A 14,324-nucleotide genomic window follows, 5' to 3' on the forward strand; every position below is an offset into this window, starting at 1 on the left:
CCGGGGGCGGGAATCTGGGCGTACACATTTCCTACACATATTAAAACCCTGCTTACGTTTGCCAGCCGTTCTCTACCGCTCACCGAGGGCCTCTTTATAGTGAAGCGTCATATGGCTAAAGCTGATAGGCTCCCTTAGCCAAGGCACAGCCGGCATCGAGCAACTCATCGCGCTCCTCCACCGAGAACCCCTCGGCGTATACGCGAACCACCGGTTCGGTCCCGCTGGGGCGGATCAGCAGCCAGGTGTCATCCTCGAATGCCAAACGTAAACCATCCATATGGCTTACAGCCTGCGGCGCCTTGCCGCAAATCGATTTAGGATTCATGCCAGGAAGCAGCGTTCGCAGCGATTCGGCGTCTTCGGCCTCAAGGCGCAAATCGCGACGCCCATAGCTCGTCTTACCAAAACTGGCCTCGAGCTGATCGACCAAAACGCCCAAAGGCGCGCCCGTCTTTGCCATAAGCTCACACAGAATCAGACAAGCAAGGATTCCATCACGCTCAGGCATATGCGCGGCGATGCCGATACCGCCGGCCTCCTCGCCTCCCATGAGGACGCCGCCCTTCTTCATCTCTGCAGCTATATATTTGAAACCGACCGGCTTAACGGTCACACGACAGCCAAGCGCCTCGGCAATGCGACGCACTAGCGTCGAGCACGAGAGATTGACGACGACACGCCCCTCCAAATTGCGGAATTGAACGAGGTCGCCCAAAACAAGCGCCATGATTTGATGCGGATGAATATATCTACCGCGTTCGTCGACCGCACCGATACGGTCGGCATCGCCGTCGGTCACCAGGCCTGCGCACGCCCCGTCCTCGACAACCGCACGCTCGCAAGCGTCCACCCACGGCTCAACAGGGTCGGGGCAAATGTCCTCTTGATCGGACGACTGTCCGGCATGAATCTCGTGCACCTCGACGCCTAGCTCCCGCAGCAGGTCGGCAAGATATCCCTGGGCCGCGCCGCCCATGGGGTCAACTACCACACGCAGGTGAGCGGCTCGAATGGCCTCGGCATCGACAAACGATGCCACCGCCTGCATATAGTCAGGAATAATATCCGCGGTGCGATAGCGTTCCTCGATCCCCATCGGCTCGGGGGCCATAGTCTCTTCGAGCTCTTCGATGACATCCTGATTGGCCGTCGAGCCATCTCCCATGCGAAGCTTAAGGCACAGATACCCCTGCGGATGATGGGATCCCGTCACCATGAGCGCACCGCAGGCCTCGCCGTCATACGCCGCCGCCCACGTAAGGGCGGGGGTCGGAACAGGCCGAGATGCGAGCACTGCGTCCAATCCGTGAGCGGCAAGCACGCCTGCCGCAAGCTCAGCGAACTCGCGCGCTAAGGGCCGAGTGTCGAACCCTATATATACCGTTTTGCCCGGATTGGTCTTTTGCCACAACTCGCCGACGGCATCGGCGATACGGGCAACGTTATCGGCAGTGAAGTCCTCATCGACGCGAGCGCGCCAACCGTCAGTTCCAAAATGAATTATCGCGCACACGCGCAGACACCTCGCAGTGTTTGGATCATGGTACGCATGAGGTATACCCGCAGCACGCACCCGGCAACCTGCCGGTACCAGCATTCACCATTTGGGCAAATGCTGCCGAGGACATGCAGGCAATAAAAAAACCGCCCCGTATGGAGCGGTTTTGCCCTTTATATATCGAGCGCCTCGGCCATCGCTGCCGTAGTGATTGCCGTGGTTCCACAGCAACTGCCCACCATTGCGGCACCGGCATGTCTCCATTCGATGCATGCGCGCGCGAAAGCTTCGGGGTTCTCGTGCCATACGGGGCCATCCTGAGTCTGGACCGGATCGCCTACGTTGGGACGCACCGTGACGGGAGTAGTCGCCGATGCAACCATCCTGGGCACCGCCGCGTTCGCGGCCGCAAGCGAACAGCAATTAACACCAACCGAGTTTGCGCCGTGTTTTTCGGCGTACAAAACGGCTGCCTCGATGTTGAGGCCATCGCCCAACAGGTCGCCTTTATCGTCAACGACAAAACTCACCAGGACAGGCATGCCGTCGGCGGCATCTCGGGCGCCGGCAAGCGTGGGCTGCAAATTACGGATAGACGTCACCGTCTCGATCAGCAGACCGTCAACACCAGCATTGAGCAAGGCGTGCGCCTGTTCGCGCGCAATGCCTCGGATTTCACGATACTCGACAGAGTCTTCGGCAAACCACTCAATACCGATCGGGCCCATCGAGCCCAGTAGCAGCTGAGGGTGCGCCTGGCGGGCATCGTCGACGGCCCCGCGATTGACCTCCGCCACGGACGGCGCAATCTGATCGTGCTTGAGGGCATAGCTCGATGCCTGAAAGGTGTTGGTAATGAGCACCTGCGCGCCGGCGGCGACATACAAGCGATGAATACGAGAAACGGTCTGCGGCTCTGCCAGATTCCAAAACGCCGGTGGAATGTCGGCGGCATCGTACTCACTCAACAGAACACTGCCCATGGGGCCCTGCGCCAACAAGGTCTCGCTCGACAAGCGGCGCGTAAGTTCCTCGGCACCAAAGCGGTTGTAATAACTCGTATCCATATATATCCCGCTATTCCTCGACGCTGATTCCCTGCTTTTCGAGATAGGCGAGCCAGCGGTTCATCGTGTCCTCGGATAGCGCATGCTCCATCATGCAGGCCTCGGAATCGGCTCGCTCAAATTCGACACCAAGCTCCTGAACCAAAAACGTGCGGATGAGGCGATGACGGTACCAGATAGCCGTACCAACCTCGCGGCCGCGATCGGTCAGGACTACCTTGCCGTAGTGCGATTGCTCGACAAGTTCGGATGCTTTGAGCGCCGAAACCGCTTTATTGACCGATGCCTTGGAGACGCCAAGGCGCTGCGCGATGTCGACCGATCGCACGCCGTTGGTTTCCCCCTCTTCGCTTTCAATGCGAACCATGCACTCCAAGTAGTCTTCGTTCGCCACCGTCAGATGTAGTTCGCGCGAGCTATTTGTCGTATCCATGATCTTCCGTCCCTTCTGCATTCATTGGCTGATTCTACCCCATCCAAGCGTCGCGGTATGCCGTGGCATACCGTGCTAGAGTTCTTGTTGCACACGACGACCAAGATTGGAGCGGTCTTTATGGAAAACACCACCACGAACCCCGATGTCCTCGAGCGCTTTTTGCGCTACGTCCAGATCAACACGCAGTCCGAGGATGCAAACTGCGACCAGGTACCCTCGAGCGCCGTTCAGTTTGACCTTGCCAACGTGCTGGCTGAAGAGCTGCGCGAGCTTGGTGCGGAAGATGCCCACGTGACCGAGCACGCCTATGTCTGCGCGCATATCCCCGCAAGTGTGGGCGCTGAGGACAAGCCCGCCCTGGGCCTGATCGCCCATCTCGACACCACCGAAGTTGCACCGGGCGCCGGCGTGAAGCCGCACATCGTGCACTACGAAGGCGGCGACCTGGTCTGCGGCACGGTTGACGGTAAGCCCGTTGCCATGAGTACCGCCAAGCTTCCCGCCCTGAACGACCTCGCGGGTGAGGACCTGGTCTGCAGCGATGGCACCACGCTGCTGGGCGCGGACGACAAGGCAGGCGTCGCCGAGATCATGTCGCTTGTCGCGCGTATCGCTCAGGACCCTTCTCTGCCCCATCCCGCACTCGGCATTTGCTTCTGCCCTGACGAGGAGATCGGCCACGGAGCCGAGCTGTTGGATATCGATACCTTTGGCTGCAAGTATGCCTACACGGTCGACGGTGGCCCCATCGGCGAGCTGGAGTGGGAGTGCTTTAATGCCGCTGAGGCGACCGTCTGCTTTGAGGGCCAGTCCATCCACCCGGGCGACGCCAAAGGCCGTATGGTTAACGCAGGCAATCTGTTCTGCGACTTCAACGCGTTGCTCCCCTACGTGCAGCGCCCGGAGTATACGGAAGGCTACGAGGGCTTTTATCACCTTGAGGGTGTATCTGCAACCGTCGATCACGCCACAGCGCGCTATATCGTCCGCGACCATGACGCAGCCAAGTTCCAGCAGAAACTCGACCTTATTGATGCCGCCGCCTCGATGCTCAACCAGCGCTTGGGTGACAAGCGCGTGACGGTCGAGATTAAGCAGCAGTATCGAAATATGGCCGAGATCGTTCGTGACTATCCCGAGCTTATTGATGTTGCCAAGGAAGCCTACCTTGCCTGCGGCGTTGAGCCCCAAGTGCTGCCGATTCGCGGCGGCACCGACGGCGCGCAGCTGTCGTTCCGCGGTCTGCCCTGCCCCAACCTTTCCACCGGCGGCTATTGCTACCACGGCGTCAACGAGTTTGTCCCGGTCAGTTCGCTCGTCAAGATGACCGACGTGCTCCAGGAGCTCGTCGCCCGCTTTGCATAAGCCTGGCCGCTCAAGCCTAAAAGACAAACCGCCCCGTCCTCTACAGAGGACGGGGCGGTTTTTGTACAGGGAGTGTCCCTAACTGCCGGCAGAAAAGGAACGTCCCCAAGTGCCGCAAAATGACGAGATCCACTCTCGCTTTGTGGGTAGTCATTGGGGACGTTCTTGTTTGACTAGTCGTCTAAGAACGTCCCCAATGACTACCCAACGACTAGTCCGGACCAAGGCAACGCCGATGTTTTGGCAACGACAGCGAAAACCCGCCAGAGCGAGCAAGGTGCCTTGAAACGAGGCGGCATTGATCTTTTGATCATGCCGCCGAAGTTGAAAGGCAGATTGCCGCTCTGGCGGGTTTGCAGCGTCAACTGGTTACACAGGCTGGTAAGCCCGCGTAACCCTAATAATTGGCTTCGTAGCCGTTGCCGTCGCCGGTGGGCTGTTCGTAGTAGTCCGAATCGCTCGAATCGCTTGAGCCATCGGAATCGTCAGAGCTGACCGATGAGGTTGCGGTACCGTTTGCGTAATCGTCAGACGTGTTGTTGTTCAGGTCGCCGATCGTAGAGCTGGAACCGTCGGAAAGACCCATGGTGTTGGGACCCTTGGGATCCTTGCCAGCATCGACGCGCTCCATCATTTCCTTGAGCTCGTCCTCGTAGACAAAGACGTAGCTCACACCGTCGATCATGGTGCTGTCGTCGGCGTACGAGGGCAGGTTGGCCGAGTAGATACCGTCGACATCCATACCGCGCATGGCGTTGACCGTAGCCACGATATCCTGAACGCTCATATCGGTTACGAGCATATCGGACAGCGAATTAACCAGGCCAAAGATCTTCGTGGCATCGAAGTTATTGAGAATCTGGTTGGCAAGGGCGCCAAGCACCTGACGCTGGTGGCGCATGCGCGTGTAATCGCCGTCGGCATAGGTGTAGCGGCAGCGGGCATAGGTAAGGGCGGTGGCACCGTCCATATGCTGCTGGCCAGCGGTAATCTTAATATCCAGGTGCTCGGGGTCGTCAACATCATCGGTTGCGTTAATGTCGATACCGCCAACCGAATCAATCAGCGCCTGCATACCGTCGAAGCTGACCTCGGCATAGTGGGAAATCTGAACACCGCACAGCTCGTTGACCGCCTCGACCATGGCCTCGGCGCCGCCAACGGTATGGCAGGCGTTGATCTTCATGGTCTCGCCCTTGTACTCGACCTTGGTGTCGCGCGGAACGGAAATGAGCGTCGCCTGCTTTTGCGTGGGGTCGATGCGTGCCAGGATAATCGAGTCGGCACGATACGTATCCTCGCCCGGACGGCCGTCGGTACCAAGAAGCAGCACGTAGAACGGATCCTTTGCCTCATCGGTGTCAACCAGAACCCGACGCAGATTGTCGGTAATGACATTAGAATCGCCGAGCTTGCCCATAATGGTGGCAAACCACAGGCCGGCAGCGGTAGTGGCACTCAACAGCACGCCAAGCACGACAATGAGCGCGACGTGACGAATCGTGTGGCTACGACTACGTTGGCGAGCGCGCTCGGAATAGCGAGCCACGTTATCGCGACTGTAGATCTTGGCCTGCGCACCAGTTGAGGGTCTTCGGGTGGTGGTATCTGCGAGGGGCTTTTTATTAAACATAGGCAACCTGTATTAGTAGATGACGGGATCGGGGACGGTAGCATGCTCGACATGCGCGCCGAGCGCCTGCAGCTTTTCGACAAACTGCTCGTAGCCGCGCTTGATGTGATGGATAGCCGAAACCTCGGTCGTCCCGTCGGCGATCAAGCCCGCTACGACGAGGGCCGCTCCGCCGCGCAGATCGGGCGAGGTAACCTGTGCACCCGAGAAGCCCTTGACGCCATGAATCATGGCATGATGGCTCTCGATACGAATGTCGGCACCCATGCGCACCAGCTCAGAGGCAAACATAAAGCGATTCTCGAAGATGTTCTCGGTAATAACGGAACTGCCGTCGGCAAGGGCGGAGAGCACCATAATCTGCGCCTGCATGTCGGTCGGGAAACCGGGGAACGGAAGCGTCTGGATGTCGACCGGCTTGATACGCTCGGCACGGTTCACATGGACGCCATCCTCGACGCGCTCGCAGTCGATACCCATGAGCTCCATCTTCTTGAGCACCATGCCCAAATGAATGGGGCAAAAGCCCGTGACATCGACACCGCGATCGTCCGCCATCAACGCACCGGCGACGATAAAGGTACCGGCCTCGATGCGGTCGCCCACCACGCGATGGATAACGGGATGGAGCTCTTCCACGCCTTCGATAGTCACGACGGGCGTACCGGCGCCAACAATCTTGGCGCCCATCTCGTTGAGCATGTTAGCGAGATCGACGATCTCGGGCTCGCGGGCGGCATTGTCGATAACCGTGGTGCCCTGTGCGCGCACAGAGGCCATGATGAGATTCTCGGTCGCACCGACGCTGGCGAACTCGAGCGTGACGGTGGTACCGCGCAGACCTTGGGGCGCATTAGCGTTGATGTAACCGTGGGCGGTATCGAACTCAACGCCCAGGGCCTCAAGACCAAGAATGTGCATATCGATCTTACGAGCACCCAGGTTGCAGCCGCCCGGCATGGCAATTTTGGCGCGATGGAAGCGGCCCAGCAGGGGCCCCATGACGGCGGTGGAAGCGCGCATCTTGGCAACGAGCTCGTAGGGGGCCTCCCATGAATCGACCTGAGAGGTATCAATCTCGAGCGTGTGCTCGTCGAGAACATCGATCGTAGCGCCCATGCCCTTGAGCACCTTGCCCATCACGTGGACATCGGAAATATCGGGCACGTTCTGCAGCGTCGTCTTGCCCGGCGCCAGAAGCGTTGCCGCCATGAGTTTGAGCGCGGAGTTCTTGGCGCCCGAGACGGGCACGGAGCCTCCGATGGCGTGGCCACCCTCAACGCGGATAATATCCAAGGTCTACCCTTTCAAAAAGCATGCCCGGGGTGGCTGGGCCATCCCGGGCATGATGTGTTCGCAAATGGTCGAACGCTAAATCGTTTGACTATTGGGCAAGCTTGAGCTTACACCATGCGATTTCATTATAGAGGTAGGCGCGGCGTGCATCATCCTCCGACAAATTACCCAGCTTCTCTTCAAAACCTTGAATATCAGCTTTAAGCTTGTCGGCATCGACGGTCGCCAAATCGCAAGCGCGCTCGGCGAGAACGGTCACGACATCGTCCGCAACCTGGGCATAGCCGCCGGCCACGGCAAACGTGTGGTCGACAGTGCCCATGGCCTTATCGGAAACGCGAACGTAACCGCGGTCGATCGTGCAGATCTCGCTGGAGTGAGCAGGCAGGACGCCAAACTCGCCATCCGTGGACGGAATCGACACAAACGCAGCGTCGCCCTCATAGGCGCAGCTCACGGGGCACACGATGCGGATACGCATAACCTACTTCTCCCCCATCTTGCGGGCGCGCTCGCGCACGTCCTCAATCGTGGAAGCATAGCGGAAAGCCTGCTCGGGCAGGTCATCGGCCTTGCCGTCGACAATCTCGGCGAAGGAGCGGACGGTATCCTCGACGCGGACGTAGACACCGGGGTTGCCGGTGAACTTCTCGGCGACGTGGAAGGACTGCGAGAGGAACTGCTGAATCTTACGGGCACGGTTGACCGTAAGGCGCTGCTCCTCGGACAGCTCGTCCATACCCAGAATGGCGATGATGTCCTGAAGGTCGGAGTACTCCTGCAGGAGCTCCTGGACCTTGACGGCGACACGGTAGTGCTCCTCGCCAACGATCGAGGGATCGAGAGCGTCGGAGGAAGACGCAAGCGGGTCGATAGCCGGAAACAGGCCGAGCGACGAAATGCTACGCGAAAGAACCGTGGTGGCATCGAGGTGAGTAAACGTCGTGGCAGGCGCCGGGTCGGTCAGGTCGTCTGCGGGGACGTAGACAGCCTGGACGGAGGTAATGGAGCCCGTCTTGGTCGAGGTAATGCGCTCCTGGAGGTCGCCCATCTCGGTTGCCAGCGTGGGCTGGTAACCAACGGCGGACGGCATACGGCCCAGCAGTGCGGAAACCTCGGAACCCGCCTGGGAGAAGCGGAAGATGTTGTCGATGAACAGCAGAACGTCCTGGCCGCGATCGCGGAAGTACTCAGCGGTGGTAAGGCCGGCCAGACCGATGCGCAGACGCGCTCCGGGCGGCTCGTTCATCTGACCATAGACCAAGCAGGTCTTGTCGATAACGCCAGACTCGCTCATCTCGAGATAAAGGTCGGTGCCCTCGCGGGTACGCTCGCCGACGCCGGTGAACACCGAGGTGCCGCCGTGCTCCTGGGCGAGGTTGTTGATGAGCTCCTGAATCAGAACGGTCTTGCCGACGCCGGCGCCGCCGAACAGGCCGGTCTTGCCGCCACGGATGTAGGGCTCGAGCAGGTCGACGGCCTTGATGCCGGTCTCGAAGATCTCGGTCTTGGTGGTGAGCTCGTCAAAGCGGGGCGCTGCATGGTGGATGGGGTAGAACTCCTCCACCTCGGGCATGGGCTTGCCGTCGACGGGCTTGCCCATGACGTTCCAAATGCGACCGAGCGTCTTGGGACCAACGGGCATCTTCATGGGCTCACCGGTATCGGTGGCGATGAGGCCGCGCTGCAGGCCGTCGGTCGAGGACATGGCGACCGTGCGGACGACGCCGCCCGGAAGCTGGCTCTCGACCTCGAGGATCGTGCTCAGATGACCGATCGGGGTCTCGGCCTCGACCGTGAGCGCGTTGTAGATCGGGGGCACCGCGCCGTCAAACTTGACGTCGACGACAGGGCCGATGATTCGCACGATGCGACCATCACCGGCAGTCGTCTTCTTGGTGGCTTCCTCGACCGCAAGCTTTACGGTGTTATTAGCCATTACTGTTCCTCCAATGCTGAGGCTCCGCCGACGATCTCGTTAATCTCGGTCGTGATCGAAGCCTGGCGCACGCGACTATACGTGCGGGTAAGGGTCGAGATGATCGCGGTGGCGTTTTCCGTCGCGGAGTGCATGGCCTTGCGGCGTGCACCCTGCTCGGCAGCCGCCGAATCGATCAGGGCCTGGTAGATGACCGTCAGGATATAAGACGGCACAAGCTTGCCGAGAACATGCTCGGGAGAGGGCACGAACTCGAACGTGGACGAGATGCGCTTAGGGGCGTCGGTCTCGTTCTTACGCGGACCGTGGGCCATAGCGATCATCTCGGGGTCGAGCGGCAACAGATGCTCGACGCGAAGCTCCTGATCCACGCGGTTCTTGGCGTGGTGGTAGACAAGCTCGACACGGTCAAGCTCACCGGCACGATACGCATCGCAGATATGAGAGGAGATCATGCGGGCCTGATTGAAATCGGGCTCAGAGGAGTTGCCCTCAAAGTGCATGACGACGTTTGCGCGGTCACGGAAATACGTGGCCGGCTTACGCCCGCACGCGATGATCTCGCACTCGATGCCGTCGTTCGCCCAAGAAGCGGCGAGCTTTTCGGCCGTGCGCTCCACCGTCGTATTGAAACCGCCGGCAAGGCCGCGGTCCGAGGCAATAACGACAATCAGGCCATGCTTGACGCTCTCATGCTTCTGCAGCATGGGATCGGTGCCCGAACAGGAGGCGTCGCCGGCGACCGTCAACATGACGTCGGTCAGCGCCTCCTTATAGGGCTCGGCCTGCTTGGAGCGATCGAGGGCACGACGGATCTTGGCCGTAGAGACCATCTCCATCGTGCGCGTGATCTGCTTGGTCGTGGTAACCGAGGAGATTCGCTTCTTAATGTCGCGAAGGTTGGCCATGGGGCTTAGTTCTCCTCTGATCCAGAAACATCCGAATGGTGCTTGGCCATGAACTGCTGCTTGAAGTCGCCGATGACGCGCAAGAGCTCAGCCTTGGTGTCATCATCGATCTTCTTGGCGCGAACCTTGTCGAGCAGCGAACCAAAGCCATTGTCCATGTACTCGATGAGCTCGGCACGGAAGGGCAGCACGTCGGCGATCTCCAGGTCATCCAGGAAGCCCTCGTTGCCAGCGAACAGCGTAACGATCTGCTCGCCAACCTCAAACGGCTTGTAACGCGGCTGCTTCAGGAGCTCGGTCATGCGAGCACCATGGGTCAGCTGCTTCTGAGTAGCCTCGTCGAGGTCGGAGCCGAACTGCGTAAAGCCAGCGAGCTCCTGGTACGAAGCGAGGTCCAGGCGAAGGTTGCCGGCAACCTGCTTCATAGCCTTGGTCTGCGCATCGCCACCGACGCGGGACACGGAGATGCCCACGTCGACTGCCGGGCGCTGACCCTGGAAGAAGAGCTCGGACTGCAGGTAGATCTGACCATCGGTAATGGAAATGACGTTGGTCGGAATGTAGGCCGAGACGTCGCCGTCCTGGGTCTCGATGATCGGCAGTGCCGTCATGGAGCCGTAACCGTTCTTCTTGGACATCTTGACGGCACGCTCGAGCAGACGAGAGTGCAGGTAGAAGATGTCGCCAGGATAGGCCTCGCGTCCGGGCGGACGATGCAGCGTCAGCGACATCTGACGGTAGGCCACAGCCTGCTTGGACAGGTCGTCGTAGATGACGAGCACGTGGCCGCCGGGGTTGGTCTCGCTGGCGGGCTTGCCGTCCTCGCCATTGTACATGAAGAACTCGCCGATAGCGGCACCGGCCATAGGCGCGATGTACTGCATAGGGGCGGAATCGGCAGCGGTGGCCGAAACGATGATGGTGTAGTCGAGCGCACCGTGCTGAGCGAGGGTCTCGCGGATGTTGGCAACCGTGGAGGCCTTCTGGCCGATGGCGACATAGATGCAGACCATGCCCTTGCCGCGCTGGTTGAGGATAGCGTCGATGGCGATGGCGGTCTTACCGGTCTTACGGTCGCCGATGATGAGCTCACGCTGACCGCGGCCAATAGGCACCATGGAGTCGATAGCGAGCAGACCGGTCTGAACCGGCTCGCACACCGGGGTACGATCGATGACGCCGGGAGCCTTGAACTCGATGGGGCGACGGTGCGTGGCGACGATGTCGCCCAGGCCGTCGATGGGCTGGCCGAGCGGATTGACGACGCGGCCGAGCATGGCACGGCTCACGGGGATATCCATAATGCGGCCAGTGGTGCGGCACTCGTCGCCTTCCTTGATGGAGTCGACGGCACCGAACAGAACGGCGCCGACCTCGTCACGGTCAAGGTTCTGGGCAAGGCCGAAGACGGTCTCACCGGTATCGGAGCTCTTGAACTCCAGAAGCTCGCCTGCCATGGCGCTCTTGAGGCCGGAGACGCGCGCGATGCCGTCGCCTACCTCGTCGACCGTTGAAACCTCATGCGTATCGACCGTCGCGGAGAGGCTCGTGAGCTGCTCCTGCAGTTTCTTGGCGATATCCTGGGCATTGAGGGTTTCGGACATTAGGCTTCACCTCCGTACGAATTAGCAGAGTTTGCGAGGGTCTCCTGCGCGATGCGCAGCTGCGTCTTGACGGAAATGTCACGACGCTCGCCGCGGGCCTCGAGCACCAGGCCGCCCACGATAGACGGGTCAACCTGCTCGATAAGGAATACCTTGCGGCCGAAGTCCTGCTCGCATTTCTTAGTGATGGTTTGACGCAGCTCGTCGTCGAGCGGGATCGCCGTGGTGACGGTCACGCCCACTACATCCTCGTCTTCCTCGGCAACATACTTAAAGGCAGCTGCCACCTTGGGAAGAAGGTCGAGCTGGTCGCGCTTGGACATGGTGTCGAGCACGGCGATGATCTCGGGGCTGGCAGAAGCCAAGCGCTCGATCATCTCGAGGTCCTCGAACACATGGTTCTCGGCCTTAGCGGCTTCCAGAAGGGAGCGCGCGTAGGTCTCGAGCACCTTGTCCTGATAGCGGCTAGTCGGCATTCAGGCTACCTGCTTCCTGGATGTAGCGCTCGATGAGCTTCTTCTGCTCGGCATCGTCCTCGAGTGCCTCGCCCACGATCTTGGTGGCGACGGCAACGGACAGGTCGGCGATGGAGCTCGCGGCACCGGCGTAAATGGACTTGCGCTCGTCCTCGACGGTCGTATGGGCCTTGGCGATGATCTCCTCGGCCTCCTTGTGAGCAGCCTCGATGATACGGGCGCGCTCGGACTCGGCGTCCTTACGGGCCTCGAGAACGATGTCGGCAGCCTGACGACGGGCGTCGGTGACGATCGAGTCGGACTCAGCGCGCTTGGCGATAGCCTCCTGCTTGGTCTTCTCGGCCTCGTCGAGGCTCTCCTCGATCTTCTTGCCGCGCTCCTCCATGGTTTTCATGATGCCCGGCAGGGCGACCTTGGCCAGCACGATCCAGATAATCAGGAAGGCGATAAGCGCCGGGATGAACTCCGCCATCTTAGGGATGAGGATGTCCGCACCGGCAGCGCCGTCCTCGGCGAACGCGGAAACCGGCATGAGCAGCGCGGCCGCGGACGCGGAGAGTGCGATCGCGCTCTTCTGGGATGAAAGATTCATACTTGACGCTCCGTGCTATTTAACGATCAGCGCGACAACGAAGCCGATCAGAGCCAGAGCCTCGCCGAAGGCGGAGCCCATAATGAAGACGGTGAACACGCGGCCCTGGACCTCAGGCTGACGGGCCATAGCACCCGTAGCACCCAGAGCAGACAGGCCGATAGCAAGACCAGCGCCGATAACACCGAGACCGTAACCGATAACTCCCACGATTCCTCCTTTGTCGTGCGTGTCTTATTTCACGCAGGATAACCTTTTTATAACTGCCGGGCTCCATGGGTACGGGCACCGGCGGTTTAACGAATTGCCTTACCTTTAAGGCGCGAACGGAAGACTACTCCTCCTCCGCGACCTCCTCTGCCTCGGAGACATACACGGCGGTAAGGACCGTGAAGACGTAAGCCTGGATGGCGCCGACCACAAGCTCGATCGCATAGATCAGGATGAGGATGGCAAGCCAGGCCAGCGAAGGCAGGGCGCCAACGGCGTGGGCCGCGGAAACCTGCTGAAGCAGCGGCTGCATGAACATGCTCGCCATGATGGCGAACGAGCCCATGACCACGTGTCCTGCGAACATGTTGCAGAACAGACGGACGGCGAGCGTGATGAGGCGCAGGAAGGTCGAGAAAAGCTCGACGACCCACACGAGCACGTTCATCGGGAAGCTCACGCCCTGCGGGGCGAGGCTCTTGATGTAGCCGATCACGCCGTGAGCCTTGCATCCGTAGTAGATGAAGTACACGAAGGCGAAAATGGCGAGTGCGGCGGTGGAGCCGATTGCGCCGGTGCCGGGCTTCATTCCCGGAATCAGGCCGATCATGTTATTGATCAGGATGAACAGGAAAAGCGAGCACAGGAACGGGAAGTGCTTCTTCCAGTTCTCACCCACGACACCCTTGCCGATATCGTTCTCGACGTACTCGATGATGTACTCGAAACCGTTGACGAAGAAGCCCTTGGGAACCAGGGTCTGCTTCTTCTTGAACACGGCCAGGACGATCAGGAGCACGATCGTGGAGACGATCAGCCAAAACGAGTACTGCGTGATGCCGCAGCTCAGATCGCCCACGACAGGGGTGGAGCTGAACTCGCTGACCAGATGATTAATCTCATCAGGCAGCTTTTCAAAAATTTCCACGACTTACCTTTCGACCTCATGAGGATCTCGCAGCGCCTTGGCGACACGAACCGCGCAGGCGGCCATAAAGGCCACGAAGCCGATCGCCTCGCCCAGGAGGAACATGCGAAATGCCTCTCCGAACAACACAAACACAACCAAGGTAAAGACGAGCAGGGCGATTGCCGAGACCGCCAGACTCACCATACCCTTGAGCATGTCCGCATTCTGTTTATCGTCAAGAACCGGCTTGAGCGTAAAGACAAAGGGAAGGAAGGCAATTGCGCCCGCGATGGCGCCTGCAACGATAGCGAGCAGATCGGCTATCTGAAACACTGGCGTCCTCACTTTCCTTTTTAACGCTTCACAGAACAGTTCCCGCCAAACATT

At 59.9% G+C, this 14,324-nt stretch carries 15 protein-coding genes; 1 reads left to right on the forward strand and 14 read right to left on the reverse strand.

Going from position 1 to position 14,324, the window contains the following annotated elements; all coding sequences use genetic code 11:
• Positions 1–115: 115 nt before the first annotated feature.
• From DW151_RS05470 to DW151_RS05480, 3 genes are all read right to left on the reverse strand, one after another.
• Positions 116–1,516 carry a phosphoglucomutase/phosphomannomutase family protein gene (locus DW151_RS05470; protein ID WP_117766198.1) on the reverse strand — a complete coding sequence of 467 codons (1,401 nt, stop codon included), beginning with the start codon at positions 1,514–1,516 and terminating at the stop codon, positions 116–118.
• A gap of 158 nt (positions 1,517–1,674) precedes the next feature.
• Positions 1,675–2,568, reverse strand: a complete 894-nt coding sequence (locus tag DW151_RS05475; RefSeq protein WP_117766200.1) for a homocysteine S-methyltransferase family protein — start codon at positions 2,566–2,568, stop codon at positions 1,675–1,677.
• A 10-nt stretch (positions 2,569–2,578) separates the two neighbouring features.
• Positions 2,579–3,001: a metal-dependent transcriptional regulator gene (locus DW151_RS05480; protein ID WP_035138800.1), complete on the reverse strand. Its 423-nt coding sequence runs from the start codon at positions 2,999–3,001 to the stop codon at positions 2,579–2,581.
• 120 nt (positions 3,002–3,121) lie between these two features.
• On the opposite strand from DW151_RS05480, the gene pepT reads away from it, so the two are divergent.
• Positions 3,122–4,369 (forward strand): peptidase T, encoded by a 1,248-nt coding sequence (pepT, locus tag DW151_RS05485; RefSeq protein WP_117766202.1) that lies wholly within the window; start codon positions 3,122–3,124, stop codon positions 4,367–4,369.
• A gap of 397 nt (positions 4,370–4,766) precedes the next feature.
• Here the strand turns inward: pepT and DW151_RS05490 are convergent, their stop codons facing one another.
• The 11 genes from DW151_RS05490 to DW151_RS05540 all read right to left on the reverse strand — a co-directional run bounded on the left by DW151_RS05490 (position 4,767) and on the right by DW151_RS05540 (position 14,270).
• On the reverse strand, positions 4,767–6,002 hold the full coding sequence (locus DW151_RS05490; protein WP_118334810.1) for an LCP family protein: 1,236 nt from the start codon (positions 6,000–6,002) through the stop codon (positions 4,767–4,769).
• Between the two features lie 12 nt (positions 6,003–6,014).
• Entirely contained in the window at positions 6,015–7,298 is a 1,284-nt protein-coding gene (murA, locus tag DW151_RS05495) for a UDP-N-acetylglucosamine 1-carboxyvinyltransferase (protein ID WP_089573101.1), read from the reverse strand.
• 88 nt (positions 7,299–7,386) lie between these two features.
• A complete protein-coding gene (atpC, locus tag DW151_RS05500) occupies positions 7,387–7,779 on the reverse strand; it encodes an ATP synthase F1 subunit epsilon (protein ID WP_006235718.1) in 393 nt (130 codons plus the stop codon).
• A gap of 3 nt (positions 7,780–7,782) precedes the next feature.
• Positions 7,783–9,237 (reverse strand): F0F1 ATP synthase subunit beta, encoded by a 1,455-nt coding sequence (atpD, locus tag DW151_RS05505; protein WP_055286334.1) that lies wholly within the window; start codon positions 9,235–9,237, stop codon positions 7,783–7,785.
• The gene (atpG, locus tag DW151_RS05510) at positions 9,237–10,145 is read right to left on the reverse strand and encodes an ATP synthase F1 subunit gamma (RefSeq protein ID WP_006235716.1); all 909 of its coding nucleotides are present in this window, start codon (positions 10,143–10,145) and stop codon (positions 9,237–9,239) included. Before atpG ends, atpD begins: the two co-directional genes overlap by 1 nt.
• 5 nt (positions 10,146–10,150) lie before the next feature.
• On the reverse strand, positions 10,151–11,749 hold the full coding sequence (atpA, locus tag DW151_RS05515; RefSeq protein ID WP_035138794.1) for a F0F1 ATP synthase subunit alpha: 1,599 nt from the start codon (positions 11,747–11,749) through the stop codon (positions 10,151–10,153).
• Entirely contained in the window at positions 11,749–12,225 is a 477-nt protein-coding gene (locus DW151_RS05520) for a FoF1 ATP synthase subunit delta (RefSeq protein WP_006235713.1), read from the reverse strand. The genes atpA and DW151_RS05520 overlap by 1 nt, the downstream gene beginning before the upstream one ends.
• Positions 12,215–12,817 (reverse strand): F0F1 ATP synthase subunit B, encoded by a 603-nt coding sequence (gene atpF / locus DW151_RS05525; RefSeq protein ID WP_006235712.1) that lies wholly within the window; start codon positions 12,815–12,817, stop codon positions 12,215–12,217. Before atpF ends, DW151_RS05520 begins: the two co-directional genes overlap by 11 nt.
• A 15-nt stretch (positions 12,818–12,832) precedes the next feature.
• Positions 12,833–13,027, reverse strand: a complete 195-nt coding sequence (locus DW151_RS05530) for an ATP synthase subunit C (RefSeq protein ID WP_022094262.1) — start codon at positions 13,025–13,027, stop codon at positions 12,833–12,835.
• A gap of 124 nt (positions 13,028–13,151) precedes the next feature.
• Positions 13,152–13,955 (reverse strand): F0F1 ATP synthase subunit A, encoded by an 804-nt coding sequence (atpB, locus tag DW151_RS05535; RefSeq protein ID WP_022094263.1) that lies wholly within the window; start codon positions 13,953–13,955, stop codon positions 13,152–13,154.
• Positions 13,956–13,958: 3 nt separating this feature from the next.
• Positions 13,959–14,270 (reverse strand): hypothetical protein, encoded by a 312-nt coding sequence (locus DW151_RS05540; RefSeq protein ID WP_035138788.1) that lies wholly within the window; start codon positions 14,268–14,270, stop codon positions 13,959–13,961.
• Positions 14,271–14,324 lie beyond the last annotated feature (54 nt).

This window comes from Collinsella sp. AM13-34 (assembly GCF_003473055.1).
GTDB lineage: Bacteria > Actinomycetota > Coriobacteriia > Coriobacteriales > Coriobacteriaceae > Collinsella.

What these genes read in the sequence shown, in the direction of transcription:
- DW151_RS05475 (WP_117766200.1), bottom strand. Translation starts at nt 2,568, where the DNA reads ATGGATACGAGTTATTACAACCGCTTTGGTGCCGAGGAACTTACGCGC.
- DW151_RS05480 (WP_035138800.1), bottom strand. Translation starts at nt 3,001, where the DNA reads ATGGATACGACAAATAGCTCGCGCGAACTACATCTGACGGTGGCGAAC.
- pepT (WP_117766202.1), top strand. Translation starts at nt 3,122, where the DNA reads ATGGAAAACACCACCACGAACCCCGATGTCCTCGAGCGCTTTTTGCGC.
- DW151_RS05490 (WP_118334810.1), bottom strand. Translation starts at nt 6,002, where the DNA reads ATGTTTAATAAAAAGCCCCTCGCAGATACCACCACCCGAAGACCCTCA.
- atpC (WP_006235718.1), bottom strand. Translation starts at nt 7,779, where the DNA reads ATGCGTATCCGCATCGTGTGCCCCGTGAGCTGCGCCTATGAGGGCGAC.
- atpD (WP_055286334.1), bottom strand. Translation starts at nt 9,237, where the DNA reads ATGGCTAATAACACCGTAAAGCTTGCGGTCGAGGAAGCCACCAAGAAG.
- atpG (WP_006235716.1), bottom strand. Translation starts at nt 10,145, where the DNA reads ATGGCCAACCTTCGCGACATTAAGAAGCGAATCTCCTCGGTTACCACG.
- atpA (WP_035138794.1), bottom strand. Translation starts at nt 11,749, where the DNA reads ATGTCCGAAACCCTCAATGCCCAGGATATCGCCAAGAAACTGCAGGAG.
- DW151_RS05520 (WP_006235713.1), bottom strand. Translation starts at nt 12,225, where the DNA reads ATGCCGACTAGCCGCTATCAGGACAAGGTGCTCGAGACCTACGCGCGC.
- atpF (WP_006235712.1), bottom strand. Translation starts at nt 12,817, where the DNA reads ATGAATCTTTCATCCCAGAAGAGCGCGATCGCACTCTCCGCGTCCGCG.